Raw genomic sequence first — 16,394 nt, 5'->3', positions numbered from 1 at the left:
TATCTTTGCCGTGCTTGCGATCAGTGGCGCAACGCTGGCGTTGTACAAGTCGTTTGCATCGGGTCCAGTCAGCAGTCGCGATCGAACACTTTCTGAATCCGCGGTGGTGACCGAGACCGTGATCATTTTGAGTCTGTTCCTAACGATGGCTGTTCTTTTTATCGCGTTCGGCGGGCTGATCTACTTAGCCATCGCCACGATCTTTCCGCAACGATTGATGCAAACCTGGACTACGGTGGTGCCGGCAACCGGCTTTCAACAGCACGCCAAGCTATGCATCTTCATCAGTGGACTATCGATTCTAGCAGGCTCCCTAGGTGGACGAGCGGACAGCAAAGAACTCATCCGCGGTGTCTTATTCACTGACGAAGAATCCTAACTGCTCATTACCTAACTGTTCATCAAACGCCACGTGCACTAACGCCGTCGGCGAGAGCGTTTAGTTAGCTCGCTCTGTGCTCATTTGCCCGACGCCATCCAGTGCAGTTCCTGGTAAACGCGAGCGAATAGGTCCTGATGCAATTGCCCCTGCTCGACTCGGTTCACCGGTCGGACGAACCCCACGGTAGTCCACTTAATTTCGCCTTGAAATGAGAATTTTCCCGCGTTGCTGGTATCGACCGCTGACCGACGACTTTGCGAACGCTACCAACGCTATTACTCGAGAACGGGATGGCTCGCGATGTCAACAAATTGCTGACTAAATCGGAGAGTAGGTCTGGATGGCCCGGCGTTTGCTTTATCGCCCTATCATTGGCGTTCCCAACCTGCAAGTCCAAGATGAACGACAAAGCTAGATTCCTCCTATTCAAAGCAAACAGTTGTCTACAAAGAACTTTATTCAACAGATAGCAGATCGCTTGGATATTGACAAAGCGACAGTCACGTTGGCCACCACCAAGACGCTGGCGATCATCAAAGCAGTTGGTGACAAAGGACTCATGTCAAAGATTGAAGCTGCCATTTCCGGTACTGCCAAGAAGGCTGACGCGGGATCAATTATCGAAGTTTGAATTGCTTCGACGCGATCGGCTTACGCGATTCCAGTGGAAAACACGAGAGTCAAGGCGCTGCTTGATTGCCCGTCGACATGGCGGGCAATCGTTCGGTCGCGAATATAGATTGGTAAACACTTTCCACTTACTTCCCCATTAACGGAGACCATTGATGAATAAAACGTTCCCACCAAACACACTTGTTGTCGTAGCTGATGGCACCCATGCGATGTTGTATCGCAATGAGGCGGGAGACGGAAATCTGAAGCTGAAACAAGTTGGTGAGTTGACGCCCAAGAATCTTGAGGACGATGGTCCATCAGGGTCTCGTCCACCGGAGTCGTCGTCGCAGGAAACTGACGAAGCGACGTTTGCCAAACAACTGGCGGAATATCTCTACCAGGAAGCTCACAAGAACAATTTTGCTGATCTCGTCTTGGCGGCTGACCCGCAAACGCTCGGGCAACTGCGTCCATGTCTGCATCAAGAAGTCACCGATCGGATCCTCAAAGAAGTTGACAAGACACATACCAACTCGCCGGTTGAAGATATCGAGCGATCGTTAAGCTGAAGTCTATCGGATGTCTCGTTTCCTGGATGATTTCCCGATCTTTATGCTGTTGACCGTGTTCAGTGGGCGTTTCATCTTGATGAACGGGACCGTCGAGCCAGGCCAAGTCGGTTGTCACGCGCTCAAGGAAGATTGCGAGAAGTGATCGAGAGTTGCAAAGCAAAATCGCAGACGCGATGTAGAGACGCAGATTCCTGACGAGAGAACACTGCAAGTCCATAACGGCACGTAAAGTGCGACCATTAACAATGGCATCCTTCGAACCCGCTCCTCAAACGCCGAAGCCACTCATCATGCAAGTACTCACCACAAAGTGTCCATACTGCAATCATGAAGTCGATACTACGATCGAGCACCTCGATGGGCCGGTCGTTTGTCCGAGTTGTGAGAAACCGTTTGAGGTTGAGATGCCGACTGCCGTGGTTTCGTCCGTTCGGGATGTGGACGAAAAGGTGGCACGCGAAAATCGAATGGCATCCAAACCGGATGAACGAACGCTGATTGAAGTCCACCCGGTTGTGTTCCGTGCCAGACCGATCGCAACTCTCGTCGTCGCTATCGTCGGCCTTGCCGCCATCGTGCTGATGATCATGTCGGTTGCGGGAATGTCACTGGCCGGCTACGCATTGGATGAAACGATGGTGCTCGGACCTGCGTCGTTGTTGATTTGGCTTTGTGCGATCACTCTGCTGGTCATTGCCGCAGTCATCAGTTACTGGATGCTATTAAGCCAGTTCACGTCGTTGACGGTGACGGATGACCGAACGATTTACCGTCAAGGCATCGTTTCTCGCGAAACCTCGGAAGTACAGCACGACGACGTTCGCAATATTCAGCTCGACCAATCTTTTATGCAACGACTGTTAAAAGTCGGTGGCGTCGGGATTTCGAGTTCTGGCCAAGACGATTTGGAAGTGGTTGCCCACCGTCTACCGCATCCTGATCGGATCATCGAACTCATCCGCGAAAATCAAGAGTGAAAACCACGCATAGCCAAATCGAGTCGTGGTCGATATGAAACGTTCAACGCGCACACCACGTCAAGTCATGATTGTCGCGGTTCTTTTGATCGCCGGTACGGGTTCTGGAATCGCGATGGCGAATCCGCAAGACGTTAGCCCAGACGTAGCTGTCGAGCAATCGGTGGACGAAGAGAAGGTGATTGAGACCCCTGATAAAGTTGAGGTCGAGCCGGTCACCGAAGACGTCGATATTTCAGGGCGTCTGGAGCGTATCCTCAATGCGACTGGCTGGTTTGAATCCGTGGAAGTTTCCACGGACGAAGGTGTCGTCTTCATGAGTGGCGTTGCGGACAGTGAACAGCACCGCGATTGGGCGGAACGAGTCGCGCAGCGGACCACGGATGTCGTTGCCGTCGTGAATCGCATTTCGGTGAAAGCGAGACCGGTCTGGGATGTCTCACCGGCAATCTTACAATTAAGACAGCTTGGACGCGATTTTGTTCAACTAATCCCGCTGCTGGTCGTTGGCGCGCTCGTCATATTCTTAGCGTACTTAGTTGCCAAGCTCCTCGCATCAATCGCCCGGCGGATGACCGCACGTCGCATCGACAGCCAACTGTTGCAGCAAGTCATCGCCAGCGTTGTCGCTGTGTTGGTGATGCTGATCGGCCTCTACATCGCATTGAAGGTGTCAGGTCTGAGTCGACTGGCGGTCACCGTTCTGGGTGGTACCGGATTGGTCGGTATCGCGCTGGGTTTCGCGTTTCGGGATATCGCCGAAAACTATCTGTCGAGCGTGCTGATTAGTTTGAATCGACCATTCAGCGTCGGGGACTTGATCGAGTTGGACAACTACAAAGGCTTCGTCCGCAAGGTGACGACTCGCGGAACTCTGTTGCTCACTCTTGATGGCAACCATATCCAGATTCCCAACAGCACGATCTACAAATCGGTCATCATCAACTACTCTTCATCGCCACGCTTGCGGAAGGACTTTACCATCGGCATCGGTTACGACGACTCGGTGACGGAAGCGCAAGACGTCGTTCTTCAAACGCTGATGAAGCACGAATCTGTATTAGACGATCCGGCACCGCTCGTTTTGGTTGAATCTCTTGGTGCATCGACTGTGAATTTACAAGTCTTGTTTTGGCTCGATGGCGAACGCTTCGACGCACCATCGGTAAGCAGTGCCCTGATGCGACTTGCGAAGGTGGCACTCACTGAGGCAAACATCAGCATGCCGGATGAAGCACGTGAAGTCGTGTTCCCCCAGGGTGTCCCGGTTGCGATGCTGGAAGGAGAGCAGCAAGACAGGGTGCAAGTTCAACCCGTGGCCGCCCGCAACAACGGGAAGCCGAGTTCACAAAAGCTATCCGCCGACAGCGTCCACGCTAGCAAGGGCGAAGGCGACCTGCGAAGCATATCGGACGAGATCCAGCGGCACTCTGATGAGGTAGAAGATGACAGCGAAGAAAACCTGATTGATTGATTGATGAAGTTACCAATTTACTCTTACAAGGTGGATACGATGAAAACAGCTGCGCATGATTGCTTTGCAGTCACCGTGGTTGCTTACTAACGGTCTGTTGCTTCGCGGCGGAGCCGGAGACCTACATGCCGGTTGTGGTCGGCGATTTTGAAGAGATGCGAAAGAAGGAGCGCACGGTACAAAGACATTGCGACTTGTTCAGCCAGCGATTTTGGGAGCGGAATTGTGGTTGGCCGTGTCGAAGCTTGCGAACACCTTTGGCGGCAACCGTGGTTTGATGGGCCTTCTGCTGTGCTGAAACGTGGTTCCAGCGATGACGGCGCAGCAGCCCTATGATTGAACTTTGACAATTGGGCAGTCGAAACGATGCGGGTCAGCGTTTGCTTATGCCGCTGGCCGGTACGACTTTAGCAGTCCACCACGCTCGGTGTGGCACTGGATCTTCGTTTTCTTCAGGTCAATTGTCCGAGGCGAATCGTCATCGCGAATAGGTGGTAAATGAGCCCGGGCAGAATGTCCGCGACGTTTGTTGTACCATTCTTGCGTAATTCAAAGGATGCCGTCGAGGTGCTTGTTGGTCGCGATGCAAAATGCGTTGAGTACCTCGTGTTTGATTGTCTGGATTACGCGTTCAACGTGGCCCTGCAAATTAGGTGATCGAACCGGTGTCAGCTTGATCTTGCACTCCGAATTCTTGAACACTTCGTCAAATGAGTCAACTTGCTGAGCCAATTCCTGCCGGGTGAGCGACGCGAGCAGTGTCAAAAGCGGGTGAACGATCGTGGCCATTCGTGCTGCCGATTCCCTTGCGAATCCTGAAATAATCGGGGTGGCATCATTATTTTACCCCGCTGAAATGACGAGCATACGGAACCATTCGCCCACCGCAATGGCCGTGGGCTTGAACGGTGTTGGGCTAGTCCGATTGTCGTTGCGTCGATCAGGGGTAACCGGCACAAATTGCCAGCGTCTCGACCGCTTTTCTAGGCATTCTCTCCACCTGTTAACCACTCGCAGAATTGGGAGAAACAGCAGCTTTAATTAACGGCAAAGCAACGTACGGCATTCGTATACGATTCGCTGCGGGTCTCATCGAAAAAGACGGGAATCGCATTAGAACAGCCATTCCAGGCAGAAAAAGCCCGCATTATCCGCGGACTCTCTCCAAATTGGTTTTGTACAGGGAGCCTTTCAGAATTGGTTCGAAACTGAGCCAATCTGGTAAACACAAGAAGCCGAGACGAGAGCCTCGGCTTCTTTCGTTTAAATCCCGCGTTTTAGCGGGTTTCTTGTTAACCGCCGTCCCGAACCGTTCGTCTCTTCCAGCTAGGTCAACGTCCAGGATCGCTCGTTTCCTGGTCCCTACCCCATCCAGGATAGCCGAATCTCTCGACCTCTCTCGGTTAACGGGGGCAGACTGGTTAACAGAATGAGATGAACCGAGAGAGTTTCTGGCGATTGCTTTCTGAGAGTTTGAGACCTGGTTTTTATTGCCCATAACCTAAAGGTAGTCGGTACAAATCCGGCTCGGTAAGAAGCCCCAAGTTGCGAACTTCGCATGCGGGTACCCGAGTTCGATGGCTACACGATCGACGCCAAGTACCAAGTCCTACACGGGCAAGGTTTCGACGCCGACCAGGCCAAGGCGTGGCAAGTGGTGGTCGATATTTGCGACGAATTCAAGTCCGCCGATAAATACTTGATCAGCATCCCGATGTGGAATTTCGGCGTGCCCTACAAGTTCAAACACTACATCGACGTCATCGCCCAACCCGGTCAGACGTTTTCGTTCGATTCGGCTACCGGCTACAGCGGTTTGGTCACGGGCAAACCGGCCGCGGTGATTTACGCTCGCGGCGGAGCTTACGGCGGCGAGGGTTCGGGCATGGACCACCAAAAGCCGTACGTCGAACAGATTCTCGGTTTCTTCGGCTTTACCGAGATTAACCCGGTCGTCATCGAACCGACTCTCGCGGCACCGGACGACTTGGCCGCGACGATGAAAGCGGCGATTGAAAAGGCGCAGCAAATCGCGTCGACGTTGTGATCCAGCGCTGGACGCTATTGATAGATTCGCGCCTTCAGGTTTCTTTCTTCGCGAACAAAATTGACGGCGGAACGGTCGACCGTTGTGGTCACTGCGTTGCCGAGGCGCGACCGGACTTTCTGATCGAACAGATCAAACTGTTTTGCAAGAACTAGGAGGCCACTGAAATGCATTGTGCGGATACACCGAAGCGAAAGTCATGGCCGCAATTCGTGCATCGTGATCGCTTGTCTTCTTCATTTTGCTTCTCCCCAAGATGGTTTTGCGAAACGAGCTTTTCAGAGACATCTTCCATCAGGCAAGAATCTAGTTTAACATGCAACTAAATCGTTGCACAACGGCACATGTCAAAGTAGGAGATTTTAATGAACAATAGCACGAGCGACCGGATCGAGAAGCAGATCGAAATCGAGGCGAGCGTGTCGCGGGTCTGGCAGGCAATCGCGGATTATCGCGAGTTCGGTGAGTGGTTTCGTGTACGCTTGGAAGGTCCGTTTGTCGTTGGAGAAGTCTCACGCGGACAGATCACTTATCCTGGATACGAACACGTGACGATGGAAGTCATCGTTGAAGCGATTGAGGCTGAGCACCGATTTGCGTTCTGGTGGCGACCCTATGCGATTGATCTCAGCGTCGACTATTCGGCGGAACCACGGACGATCGTTGAGTTTACTCTCGAACCAGCCCCCACAGGGACGTTAGTGCGGGTCACAGAATCCGGTTTCGATGGCATTCCCGCTCATCGCCGCGACGAAGCATTCCGCATGAACGACGGCGGTTGGGCCGCACAAGTAAAGAATATCCGAGACCATGTCCAAACAAACCGTTAAACGCCCCAGCAAAGCGGTCACGCGCCGAAACGCGACAATGTTCGCCGCGTTGGGAGATGAAACACGGCTGCAACTGTTGGTCAAGCTCGGTACGGGCGTGCCGCAATCGATCAAGCAGTTGACGATGGATTTGCCGGTGACGCGGCAAGCGGTGACGAGACATTTGCGAGTGTTGGAGACGGCCAAGTTTGTCACCCAGGAAACGTACGGGCGTGAACGCCGCTTTGTCGCTTGCCAGGAGGGACTCGACGAAGCACAGGACGCACTCAAAAACATCGCTCAACAATGGGGCGATGCGCTTCAAAGATTAAAACAGTTTCTCGAAGAGTAGGGCTGATATCAGCTTGACTAACGCAATTGAAATCACGATGGATGACCTTCGTGCCATTGCGGCATGGGTTGCCGAATGCGCCGACCATGTCTTGCCGCTGTTCGAGGCGAAAGTCCCTTTGGACGCTCGGCCTCGCGAAGCGATCGCGGGCATTCGAGAATTTGCGAACGGCGAGAATCGAACGACGATCTTACGCACGCTTTTTCGAGCTGCAAATGCCGCCGCTCAAGAGATCGAAGCTCCTGCTGCATCTGCTGCAGCACGCTCCGCAGCATACGCGGCGTCGAGTGCCTTCATGCACGCGGTTTATTCGGCGAATCAGGAAAAGCACTTGCTCGGACCTGCCGTCTATGCGGCGCTCGCACGGGAAGCTGAGTCAGGCAGCGACCAAGACGCAGGAGATCACGAACTCCAGTGGGCTATCGATCATGCTTCACAAGAAGTTCGACGGATCGTGGGTCGACTTCCAAAGCGAGAGCCGGGTCGCACTCGACTAAGTGCGCCTAACATAAACTGGATGCCGGATTGCATGGCCGACGACCCTGAACCAATCCAAAAGTAAGACCAACGATTCAAGGCCGCACATCGAGGCGGTCTGCTAACAGGCGATGAACACTCCTGTCCAAGCACGTCAGCACAAGTCTTTTCGTTTGACGGCAAGCAGTAGGCGTCACGGAATCGTACAAAACACGGTCGCCTGCGGCTTGCCGCTAAACGAGTTACGCCGGAGAACTCCTGGAGGCGTGCTTAGCCCCCGTGCAGAGCAGGTCGATGGTTTCAACTCGACTGCGAGCGGGGCACCGTGAACGCATTTTCTTTTAGTCTACTCTATGGATTCACAAAGCCGACGGTCGACGGCAATCGCAATCTTTCCTTGCACACCGTTGTTGGAACTCTCAAGGCGCGCATGTGCGAGCGGAATGTCGGCAAGCGAATAGGCCGCGCTCACGTGTGGCTTCAGCTGACCGCGCTCGATCAATGCACTCAACTCATCAAGCTTGCCCCGATTTTGTCTTGTGAAAACGAAGTGATAACTCGCGTTTTTGCCCCAGGCTTGAATGACGTTTTGTGGCAGCGCGGTGTCCACGATCGTGACAACGCGGCCAAGTTGAGCCAGCGCGTCGGGGCTGCGCGACAAGGCGTCGCCGCCAATGGTATCGAACACAACATCGACTCCTCGGCCACTCGTTTCCCGCATGATGCAATCGACATAGTCCTCCTTTTGATAGTCGATGATGACATCGGCCCCCATCCTTCGTGCGAACTCGGCATTTGCTTCGCGCACGGTCGTAAACACCTTCGCTCCGATGGCTTTTGCGAGCTGGAGCGCCACATGACCGACTCCTCCTGCGCCGCCGTGTACCAGAATGCTTTCGCCGACTCTCAGCACCGCACGAACGATCAGTGCTTCCCACACCGTTCCGCCAACCAAGGTCAAGCTGGCCGCCTCAAGATGGCTCAACGAGGCAGGTTTCTTTCCGATGATGTTTTCGGCGGCAACGTGGTACTCGGCATAGCTTCCGGGCCCGTTAAATATTTGTGGGGTGTACCAGACTTCGTCCCCTGGAGAGAAGGTCGTCACACCCGCGCCGACTTCTTCGACTACGCCAGATACGTCGTGTCCTGTAATGGCCGGCAGTTGCACCAGGTCGTGATAATCGCCGCGTCGAACTTGGTAATCCAACGGATTGATGGAGGTTGCATGGACCCGGACCAGGACTTGCCCCTCGTGCGGCACGGGCTTGGGGACGTCACAAAGCTCGAACGATTCCGGGCCCCCAAATGAATTAAGTATGATCGCTTTCATCGCGATGCTCTTTTTTGTGTGGCGATAAACGAACTAGCTGAGCAACCGGGGCCGCAAAGCAACGATGGACTTCAAAAGCGAACCTGCCCTGCCGATCAGGTGCATGGGCCAGGTTCGGCATTTTCACTAGCTCAGCGAGCTTGGATCACTTCTTCGCCCGCGCCGGCCTCGAACTGGTTCAGCTTGGTTTCGTGCCCATCGCGTTGCACGCTTTGCGCCTTGTCGTAACTCTCCATCAGCGCCCGGTAGTGCGGCACGAGGTCGACCATCACGGCCGCGAAGTCCATCGCGTCGGGGCGGTTCCACGTGCTCATCAGTTCGCCTAGTACGGCAAACGTGTCGATCGGGATCGCTCCAGCTTGAGCGATTCGGGCGAGCGTCAAGTCGGTGGCCATTTGGGAGTGGTTGCCCGAAGCGTCGATGATGCAGAAGACCTTGTACCCCGCGGCGACAGCGCTGATTGCGGGAAACGCCATGCAGACGCTCGTCAGCGTGCCAGCAATGAGCAACGTCTTGCGGCCTGTGTTCTCGATGGCTTCCACCCACGGTGGGTTGTCCCATGCGTTGACTTGGCCTGTACGAGGTATGTAAACCGCCTCGGGGTTCTGCTGATGAATCTCTGGGATGAGCGGGCCATTCGGTCCGTCGGGAACCGAGGCTGTCGTGAAGGTTGGAACCTTGGCGAGACGCGCCACCTTCGCCAAGGCGATAACATTAGACCGCAGCACGGGGAGTTCGATGTCCTTAACCAGTTGAAATAGGCCGCTCTGGTGGTCAATCAGCAGCATCACCGCATCGTCCGGGTCGATCATCCACTTGTTGACTGTGCTCATGATTTTCTCCTGAAGAGAAGAGTTCTCTGTTCTGCACCGCGACACCGCGATGTCTGAGAACAGAATAGATGGCGGAATCAGGAGAGTATCGGCGGTTCTTGCTGACTCTTTGGCGATTCTTGCTGTGTTCAGGCAAATTGCCGGGGGGTGATGCCGACGAGCCGTTTGAAGTGCCGGTTGAGTTGACTCTGGTCGCTGAAGCCGACCTCGAAGGCGATCTGGACAAGCGAGAGTTGCCCGGCGGCGATGAGTCGCTTGGCGCGCTCGACGCGCTGGTGGATGACGAACTGATGCGGCGCCAGGCCGGTCGTCTGCTTGAACAGCCGGGCGAAGTGGAATTCGCTCAGGTGGGCCACATCGGCAAGGTCTGCAAGGGAGATGTTTTGGTCGAGATGGGCGTGGATGTATTCCTCGACCGCCCGCAACGTATGTCGGGGCAGTCGGCCGCCTGCCCCGCGGATGCCCCCGTTGGAACCCTGCCTGTTGGACATTTGTCGAATCAGTTGGACGACCAGCACGTTCGCCAGCGACTCGGCACACAGCCGCCCGCCCGGACCGCCGGTAATCAGCTCGCGGCGAAGGGCCGTGAGGGTGTCGATCACCTCGGGGCTCGATTGGTTGTAATAGCGAACCGGAAAATGAATGCGGGCCGGGTCGAGATCGAACGCCTCTTCAGCCACTTTGGCGACCAAGGCCGGCGACAACTGGTAGTGAGTCGAGTCGGTCAAGTCGCCCGTGTTGCGCCACCGCCACCGGCTCTCGATGCCGGGCGGCAGAAGATTCACGGCATGCGGTAAACCGTCCCCGCTGTACCGCACATTATCGCAACGATGATCAGTACGCTCCGGAAAGATCTCGCCGGTGAGGACGAGCATCAGACATTCGAGAGGCGGGTGGACGAAGTCGCTCGCAGGCTGCCGTGTGTTGTATTCGACTCGAAGACCATTCCAGCCGTGCGTCGCGCTCGTATGCCGGAACCCATACGGAATGTGCCTCAGCCGATCATCGGGGGTGAGCGGACGCAAGGATTTCGGTGGTTGGATTGTCCGCGTCATGATACAACCTTCTGAATCTATTCTTTCATCTCCGACCGCCAAAGCTTGAGAAGGAACCTCTGAACTCCGATAAGCTGTCACGCGACGCGGCCTGCCGCAGCATCATTGCAACACATCGTTCGGCATTGCCGACCACCCTCATGGTAATGCTTTCGGGGCCAAATGCATAGCAACCAGATTGGAACTCGACCGGTAAAACAGAGGACAGATTTTGAACATCGTATCGCCTAGCCGCGAAATGAATTGCGTTGTCTCATGTGGAATCGTAAAAAATCCAGCTCGATTGTTGAACTCGATCGTGGCAGCACGAGGAAGCCGACTCGGCCGAATCCCGCGTCACCTTCACCGATGCGAACTCCCCTCACGCCAGCTTTGTTGTTCCCAACGAACCCGGGTAACAGTTACACATCGTGCTTGAAGCCACGGACAACGGCACGCCGCCGCGTGTTCGTTATCAACGAGTGGTTTGTAACATCCAAGATTGAGTGATGCACATACGTCACTGCTCGTAACAGAACGACAGGTGCGGCTACCTCAAAACACAATCAAAATCCACCCCGAACCAGCGTTTACATCTTTGGCGGAATGCCCGGCAACTGCGACACGCTGCGTCGGCGGGAAGACTTCCTTAAACGCCACACCCGCAGCCGGTTTGCCAGACTCGTCCATCGGCGGCCATGACTTGGCTATGATCATGCCTGAGCGGTGGAGTGGCCTCGGTGTTGTTGTAACCGCCGACGGTGGCGACTGGGGACCAACTTGGGCTGACGGGCGGAAGCTCTGGTGCGAGACACGTGTAGTCTGCTTGTCCGTGGACAACGCGTCCGCCAACGATGGTCAGTACGCTTTCGATTGCGCGAATGTCGTCGGCTTCGACCGTGAAATAGTCGTCACTGAGTACCGCCAGATCCGCGAATCGCCCAACCTCCAGAGTTCCCTTCCGGTGCTCCTCGCGGCTAAACCAAGCACTGCCCTGCGTGTAAAGTCGGAGTGCTTCTTCGCGCGTTAGTCGATCTGCTTCAGTGTGCAGCTCGATTCCGCCGACAGTCTTCGACGTAACCATCCACCAAAGACAAGTCCAAGGATGGTAGCTGGCCACTCGCGTGCCGTCCGTACCTGCTCCAACCGGCAGTCCCATCTGCAACATTTTCCGCAGCGGCGGACGACGTTTGGCGGCTTCAACGCCATAGCGTCGAATATAATATTCGCCTTGAAACGCCATGCGATGCTGAGTGGCAATTCCGCCTCCGAGCGACTGAATGCGTTCAAGGTTCCTCTCGGACACGGTTTCGGCATGGTCGATGAACCATCGCAGTTGGTCGATCGGAACCTCGCGATGAACACGTTCAAATACATCGAGGAAGCGACCAATCGACTCGTCGTACGTCGCGTGAATGCGCCACGGCCAACGCGCTTCTGCAAGCTTGCGAATGACGGCTTCGAGCTCGTGTTCCATGAGCGGGCGTAAGTCGGGTCGCGGTTGCAGGAAATTTTCAAAGTCCGCAGCGCTCCAAACCAGATTCTCGCCCGCACCATTGACGCGGAGCAAATCACCTCCGTCTCCGGGCTTCGTCATGTCCAGCCATCGCGTGTAATCGGCAAGCTCCTCTCCGGGTTTCTGCGCGAATAGACTGTAGGCGATTCGTACGGTCAGTTGTCCGGCTTCGTCCAGTTGTTTGACGACGGAGTAATCCTCGGGATAGTTCTGCCCACCACCGCCAGCATCAGAGACACTGGTCACGCCAAAGCGATTGAGTTCTCGCAGGTAGTGCCGCGTCGAGTTCAGTTGATCTTCGAGTGACAACTTGGGAGCGTTGGCAATCGTCGAATAGAGAATCAACGCGCTAGGTTCGGCGATCAGTAGCCCAGTTGGATTGCCTTTCGCGTCGCGTGCGATCAGTCCTCCAGGCGGATTCGGTGTGTTGCGATCGAACCCTAAGACACGCAAGGCGGCTTTGTTCAGTAGGGCAGAATCGTACAAGTGTAGTAGGAAGACCGGTGTGTCGGGTGCCGCTTTGTTGATCTCGTCAATTGATGGCATGCGCCCCTCCTTGAACTGAAACTCATTCCAGCCGCCGATGACTCGCACCCACTGCGGCGGCGGAGTCATGTCGGCCTGCCGCTTCAATTGGGCCAGCGCTTGCGACAGACTTGGAACGCCATCCCAGCGCAGTTCCAGGTTATAGAACAGACCTGCTCGAATGACATGCAAATGCGAGTCGTTCAGTCCAGGAATGACACGACGACCGCTCAAGTCAATTCGCAGCGTCTGCTGTTCGGCGAGTGAGAGCACTTCATCATTGGTGCCAACCGCCGAAACAACTCCGTCAGTAACCGCAATGGCTGACACTTCGAGTTGTCGCGGAGCAAGTGTAGTAACTTTGCCGTTATAGAGTACGAGTTGAGGTGCCATGGTGGTGTACGCCTTTTCTATAAAGTACGGAACATGCCTACTTGTGCAACCAACTCGCAAGGACTCTTGTCAGTACGGGCATGACGATCCAGGCAAGTGTGGCGACGACGAAAATATTGACAATCGCGACAACTATCAGATGCGGTACGCTGGTCAACAGTTGGGGAAGCACGGAAGACCAGAGCAGCACGGATGGATAGACGCCGAGCCATGTAACGACCGCCATTTTCCATCGCGGCGGTGACCTCGGTGAATCACGAAAGAAGGCCTCCAGTCCGGTTAACCGTCGCAGATTCGGTTTACCTACAACTAGATCCGCGACCCGTCGATTCCATTGCTGAAAAAGTGACGAATCGTAAAAGCGGCGACTTGCAGCCTCATCTTCAAACGAACGCAGAATGCCGAACTCGCATCCATTCGTGCCTGGAATGGGTTCAATAAGATGAACGCCTGTGGTTCCGGGAAAGTGAAGTGACTCGCGAGCAAACTCATTGAGCGCAGCTTCAAAATCGGCTTCACACCCCGGTTTGACTTCTCTCGTCACTGCGACGTGGACAGCTTTCACGGACTCATCCCAATCTCTGTTCATGGCATTGCACAGAGGGCCAAATCGGTTCGGTAAAAGAGCATTAAGACTTCACGTGCTTGCGCGCGGGCGGCTCCTTGTGCACCATCGTGTAGGCATACTCGATACCCATGCCGTATCCACCACCATGTTCTCGGAATAGATTCATCAGTGCGTTGTAGTGCTCTCGATGGGCCCAATCGCGCTGAAACTCGAGCACGGTTGCGATCGTTGTCGTCCGCACCGCACCGGCTTGAACCATGCGCGACAATGCCGCAGCATGGGCAGCGGGCGACGTACCCGCACAAGCGTCCTCGACAACAAAGATATTGTAGCCTTCGGCCAACATGTTCAGCGTTGGCCACGTGATACAGACTTCAGTCCACAGCCCCGATAGAATGATGTTCTTCTTCCCAGTTGCTTTGATCGCATCGCGGAACGCCTGCGTATCCCAGGAGTTCATGCCGGTTCGTTCAATCGGCGTTTGATCTGGAAAAATATCCAGTAGCTGTGGCCATGTTGGTCCACTGAACGATTCCGTTTCTACTGTTGTGATGATGGTTGGAACCCCAAACTCTCTTGCTCCCTTGGCGAGCATGAGCACATTGTTGACGAGCAGTTGACGGTCAATCCCGCTGGCGGCGCCAAAGGACATCTGAGGTTGCAAGTCGATGAATGCCAGTGCGCAGTTGTCTTTGGTAAGCAGTCCACCGTCGGTATTGGCAAGAGCTTTGGTCATGGGCTTGGTTTCCTTTTTTTTGGTTTGATTAAAAATATCAATACAGGTAGCTAGACTTTTGCTGGGAACGTGAAATTGCCTGCTACTGGGTCTGGACGTTCCGGCTTAGCAGAGATCGAACAACATGATTTCGGCATCCATGGTGGCGCAAATATTGAGGGCTGTTTCACTACTGACGGCAGCTCCGTCGCCTGTTTCCATCGCATATCCATTCAATTTGACGCGACCGCGTAGTACCTGCAGCCAGGCGTGACGGTTCTCTTCAAGTTGGAACTCAATTGACTTCTCGGCCGCTAGTCGCGAAACATATATTTGCACATCCTGATGGATGGTGATTGAACCTTTACGACCATCAGCCGAGGCGACCAAACGCAGCTGCTGTGCTGAACTGCTGACGTCGAAACGTTTCTGTTCATAACTTGGCGCATGGCCCGACCGATCTGGAACAATCCATATTTGGTAGAAGTGGGTCGGCTCGTCGCTCGACGGATTGAACTCACTGTGGGTGATGCCCGTTCCGGCTGAGATGCGTTGAAACTCTCCGGGGTATAGGACAGCACCGTTTCCCATCGAGTCCTTGTGTTCCAGCGCTCCTTCCAACACGTAGGAAACGATCTCCATGTCCTTGTGTGGATGAGTTCCGAACCCTTGCCCGGCAGCGACACGGTCCTCGTTTATCACGCGGAGCGCTCGAAATCCCATGTGTTTTGCGTCGTGGTAGCCTGAAAATGAGAACGTATGATGTGACATCAGCCAGCCGTAATCGGCATGCCCTCGATCTGCAGATTTGCGAATGTTGATCATCGCTAAAACCCTGTGGTTGAAGAGCTTCGTGTGTCAATTAGCCCTGTTTGGCACCGTACGGTGGAAACAAGGGTTACACGGTAGAGCCTTGGTAATAACTGGGGGACCTCGCCAACAAAGCTGGCGGGACCTTCGGCGGCGTCTCGAGGCTCGTGGTTCGTGTCTCCCTCTGCTACACTAAGCGGAGAGACAGGACAGGACCGATAGCAAGGCGATTGGGTGGTGCGTCTTTGTACTCAATGCGGTCCGTCCTGCCGCAACAGACCGTCTCGAGGCCTCACGTTCAGCAGGTGAACAACGTTGCAAAACGACATAGGAAACACAACTGCCGCCGTCGAGAAGTACGTCGCCCTCTTGGCTCAATTGCCGAAGGATGCTCCCGCTGATGCCGTGATTCATGATCTGCTCAGTCGTGCAGTAAGTCGACTGCACAAATTGTGTACCACGGTGCTGTACAGAAACTATCCGCGACTGGTGGGAGCGCCGTTGAACCTGCAGGCTGAAGAGCTTTTGAGTTCTGTTGTTGGCCGTTTGATAACAGCAATGCAGAATGCACGGCCATCGGGTGTCCGGCAGTTCTTTTCACTTGCCAATCAGCACATGCGTTGGGAACTAAATGATCTGGCCCGACGCCTGGACGATGGGGAGGCTTTTGTTGAGTTTCCAGAGGCCTTGATCGTTGCGCCAGAAAGTAGTGGGGCCGAACTCAGTGATCGTGCCAGACGAATGCTGGAGGCGATCGAAAATCTGCCCGAGGAAGAATTGGAAGTCTTCAGTCTCGTACGAATTCAAGGCATGTCGCAGGTTGAAGCCGCACAGATCGTCAACGTCTCAACCAAAACGGTTCAGCGTCGATTGAACCGAAGTCTGTTACTGCTGGCACAATCCCTAAAAGACATTTCGTTAGGTGCCGAGTCGAATGAGAAGAGCTGAATAATCTGTAAGAAACA

General features: G+C 54.6%; 19 protein-coding genes. 12 read left to right on the top strand and 7 right to left on the bottom strand.

Going from position 1 to position 16,394, the window contains the following annotated elements:
- The 10 genes from ABX962_RS00960 to ABX962_RS00915 form a co-directional block, all read left to right on the top strand.
- A partial coding sequence (locus tag ABX962_RS00960; protein WP_372715753.1) for a hypothetical protein occupies window positions 1–379 on the top strand: 379 nt, incomplete at its 5' end.
- Between the two features lie 442 nt (window positions 380–821).
- Complete coding sequence (locus ABX962_RS00955; protein WP_372715751.1) at window positions 822–1,013, top strand: hypothetical protein; 192 nt, start codon at window positions 822–824, stop codon at window positions 1,011–1,013.
- A gap of 154 nt (window positions 1,014–1,167) precedes the next feature.
- Window positions 1,168–1,566, top strand: coding sequence for a host attachment family protein (locus ABX962_RS00950; RefSeq protein ID WP_372715749.1), 399 nt, complete (start codon window positions 1,168–1,170; stop codon window positions 1,564–1,566).
- Window positions 1,567–1,576: 10 nt separating this feature from the next.
- Entirely contained in the window at window positions 1,577–1,711 is a 135-nt protein-coding gene (locus ABX962_RS00945) for a hypothetical protein (protein ID WP_372715748.1), read from the top strand.
- Window positions 1,712–1,859: 148 nt separating this feature from the next.
- Window positions 1,860–2,546, top strand: coding sequence for a PH domain-containing protein (locus ABX962_RS00940; protein WP_372715746.1), 687 nt, complete (start codon window positions 1,860–1,862; stop codon window positions 2,544–2,546).
- Between the two features lie 34 nt (window positions 2,547–2,580).
- Complete coding sequence (locus tag ABX962_RS00935; RefSeq protein ID WP_372715744.1) at window positions 2,581–4,020, top strand: mechanosensitive ion channel domain-containing protein; 1,440 nt, start codon at window positions 2,581–2,583, stop codon at window positions 4,018–4,020.
- A gap of 1,558 nt (window positions 4,021–5,578) precedes the next feature.
- The gene (locus tag ABX962_RS00930; protein WP_372715742.1) at window positions 5,579–6,067 is read left to right on the top strand and encodes an FMN-dependent NADH-azoreductase; all 489 of its coding nucleotides are present in this window, start codon (window positions 5,579–5,581) and stop codon (window positions 6,065–6,067) included.
- Between the two features lie 365 nt (window positions 6,068–6,432).
- Complete coding sequence (locus ABX962_RS00925; protein WP_372715741.1) at window positions 6,433–6,897, top strand: SRPBCC family protein; 465 nt, start codon at window positions 6,433–6,435, stop codon at window positions 6,895–6,897.
- Window positions 6,878–7,228 (top strand): ArsR/SmtB family transcription factor, encoded by a 351-nt coding sequence (locus tag ABX962_RS00920; protein WP_372715739.1) that lies wholly within the window; start codon window positions 6,878–6,880, stop codon window positions 7,226–7,228. The genes ABX962_RS00925 and ABX962_RS00920 overlap by 20 nt, the downstream gene beginning before the upstream one ends.
- Window positions 7,229–7,265: 37 nt before the next feature.
- A complete protein-coding gene (locus ABX962_RS00915) occupies window positions 7,266–7,790 on the top strand; it encodes a putative immunity protein (protein WP_372715737.1) in 525 nt (174 codons plus the stop codon).
- A gap of 261 nt (window positions 7,791–8,051) precedes the next feature.
- On the opposite strand, the gene ABX962_RS00910 is transcribed toward ABX962_RS00915, so the two are convergent.
- From ABX962_RS00910 to ABX962_RS00900, 3 genes are all read right to left on the bottom strand, one after another.
- Window positions 8,052–9,035 carry a zinc-dependent alcohol dehydrogenase family protein gene (locus ABX962_RS00910; protein ID WP_372715735.1) on the bottom strand — a complete coding sequence of 328 codons (984 nt, stop codon included), beginning with the start codon at window positions 9,033–9,035 and terminating at the stop codon, window positions 8,052–8,054.
- A gap of 131 nt (window positions 9,036–9,166) precedes the next feature.
- A complete protein-coding gene (locus ABX962_RS00905) occupies window positions 9,167–9,868 on the bottom strand; it encodes an isochorismatase family protein (RefSeq protein WP_372715733.1) in 702 nt (233 codons plus the stop codon).
- A 128-nt stretch (window positions 9,869–9,996) separates the two neighbouring features.
- Entirely contained in the window at window positions 9,997–10,743 is a 747-nt protein-coding gene (locus tag ABX962_RS00900) for a helix-turn-helix domain-containing protein (protein WP_372715731.1), read from the bottom strand.
- A gap of 587 nt (window positions 10,744–11,330) precedes the next feature.
- On the opposite strand from ABX962_RS00900, the gene ABX962_RS00895 reads away from it, so the two are divergent.
- Window positions 11,331–11,408: a hypothetical protein gene (locus ABX962_RS00895; RefSeq protein WP_372715758.1), complete on the top strand. Its 78-nt coding sequence runs from the start codon at window positions 11,331–11,333 to the stop codon at window positions 11,406–11,408.
- A gap of 143 nt (window positions 11,409–11,551) precedes the next feature.
- Here the strand turns inward: ABX962_RS00895 and ABX962_RS00890 are convergent, their stop codons facing one another.
- From ABX962_RS00890 to ABX962_RS00875, 4 genes are all read right to left on the bottom strand, one after another.
- Window positions 11,552–13,336 (bottom strand): amidohydrolase, encoded by a 1,785-nt coding sequence (locus ABX962_RS00890; protein ID WP_372715729.1) that lies wholly within the window; start codon window positions 13,334–13,336, stop codon window positions 11,552–11,554.
- Between the two features lie 37 nt (window positions 13,337–13,373).
- The gene (locus tag ABX962_RS00885) at window positions 13,374–13,901 is read right to left on the bottom strand and encodes an antibiotic biosynthesis monooxygenase (RefSeq protein WP_372715727.1); all 528 of its coding nucleotides are present in this window, start codon (window positions 13,899–13,901) and stop codon (window positions 13,374–13,376) included.
- 64 nt (window positions 13,902–13,965) lie between these two features.
- Window positions 13,966–14,640: a hydrolase gene (locus ABX962_RS00880; RefSeq protein WP_372715725.1), complete on the bottom strand. Its 675-nt coding sequence runs from the start codon at window positions 14,638–14,640 to the stop codon at window positions 13,966–13,968.
- Window positions 14,641–14,745: 105 nt separating this feature from the next.
- Entirely contained in the window at window positions 14,746–15,444 is a 699-nt protein-coding gene (locus ABX962_RS00875) for a pirin family protein (protein WP_372715723.1), read from the bottom strand.
- A gap of 300 nt (window positions 15,445–15,744) precedes the next feature.
- On the opposite strand from ABX962_RS00875, the gene ABX962_RS00870 reads away from it, so the two are divergent.
- On the top strand, window positions 15,745–16,377 hold the full coding sequence (locus ABX962_RS00870) for a sigma-70 family RNA polymerase sigma factor (protein ID WP_372715721.1): 633 nt from the start codon (window positions 15,745–15,747) through the stop codon (window positions 16,375–16,377).
- Window positions 16,378–16,394: the final 17 nt, after the last annotated feature.

Origin of the sequence: Novipirellula sp., assembly GCF_041583735.1 — a bacterium.
Lineage (GTDB): Bacteria > Planctomycetota > Planctomycetia > Pirellulales > Pirellulaceae > Novipirellula.
Note: the sequence above shows the minus strand (reverse complement) of the source record. Positions and strands in the feature narration are given on the sequence as shown.

Excerpts from the sequence above, each read along its gene's own strand:
- ABX962_RS00875 (WP_372715723.1), bottom strand. The coding sequence starts at position 15,444 with ATGATCAACATTCGCAAATCTGCAGATCGAGGGCATGCCGATTACGGC.
- ABX962_RS00950 (WP_372715749.1), top strand. The coding sequence starts at position 1,168 with ATGAATAAAACGTTCCCACCAAACACACTTGTTGTCGTAGCTGATGGC.
- ABX962_RS00880 (WP_372715725.1), bottom strand. The coding sequence starts at position 14,640 with ATGACCAAAGCTCTTGCCAATACCGACGGTGGACTGCTTACCAAAGAC.
- ABX962_RS00925 (WP_372715741.1), top strand. The coding sequence starts at position 6,433 with ATGAACAATAGCACGAGCGACCGGATCGAGAAGCAGATCGAAATCGAG.
- ABX962_RS00910 (WP_372715735.1), bottom strand. The coding sequence starts at position 9,035 with ATGAAAGCGATCATACTTAATTCATTTGGGGGCCCGGAATCGTTCGAG.
- ABX962_RS00890 (WP_372715729.1), bottom strand. The coding sequence starts at position 13,336 with ATGGCACCTCAACTCGTACTCTATAACGGCAAAGTTACTACACTTGCT.
- ABX962_RS00915 (WP_372715737.1), top strand. The coding sequence starts at position 7,266 with ATGGATGACCTTCGTGCCATTGCGGCATGGGTTGCCGAATGCGCCGAC.
- ABX962_RS00930 (WP_372715742.1), top strand. The coding sequence starts at position 5,579 with ATGCGGGTACCCGAGTTCGATGGCTACACGATCGACGCCAAGTACCAA.
- ABX962_RS00905 (WP_372715733.1), bottom strand. The coding sequence starts at position 9,868 with ATGAGCACAGTCAACAAGTGGATGATCGACCCGGACGATGCGGTGATG.
- ABX962_RS00920 (WP_372715739.1), top strand. The coding sequence starts at position 6,878 with ATGTCCAAACAAACCGTTAAACGCCCCAGCAAAGCGGTCACGCGCCGA.
- ABX962_RS00940 (WP_372715746.1), top strand. The coding sequence starts at position 1,860 with ATGCAAGTACTCACCACAAAGTGTCCATACTGCAATCATGAAGTCGAT.
- ABX962_RS00935 (WP_372715744.1), top strand. The coding sequence starts at position 2,581 with ATGAAACGTTCAACGCGCACACCACGTCAAGTCATGATTGTCGCGGTT.
- ABX962_RS00900 (WP_372715731.1), bottom strand. The coding sequence starts at position 10,743 with ATGCTCGTCCTCACCGGCGAGATCTTTCCGGAGCGTACTGATCATCGT.
- ABX962_RS00945 (WP_372715748.1), top strand. The coding sequence starts at position 1,577 with ATGTCTCGTTTCCTGGATGATTTCCCGATCTTTATGCTGTTGACCGTG.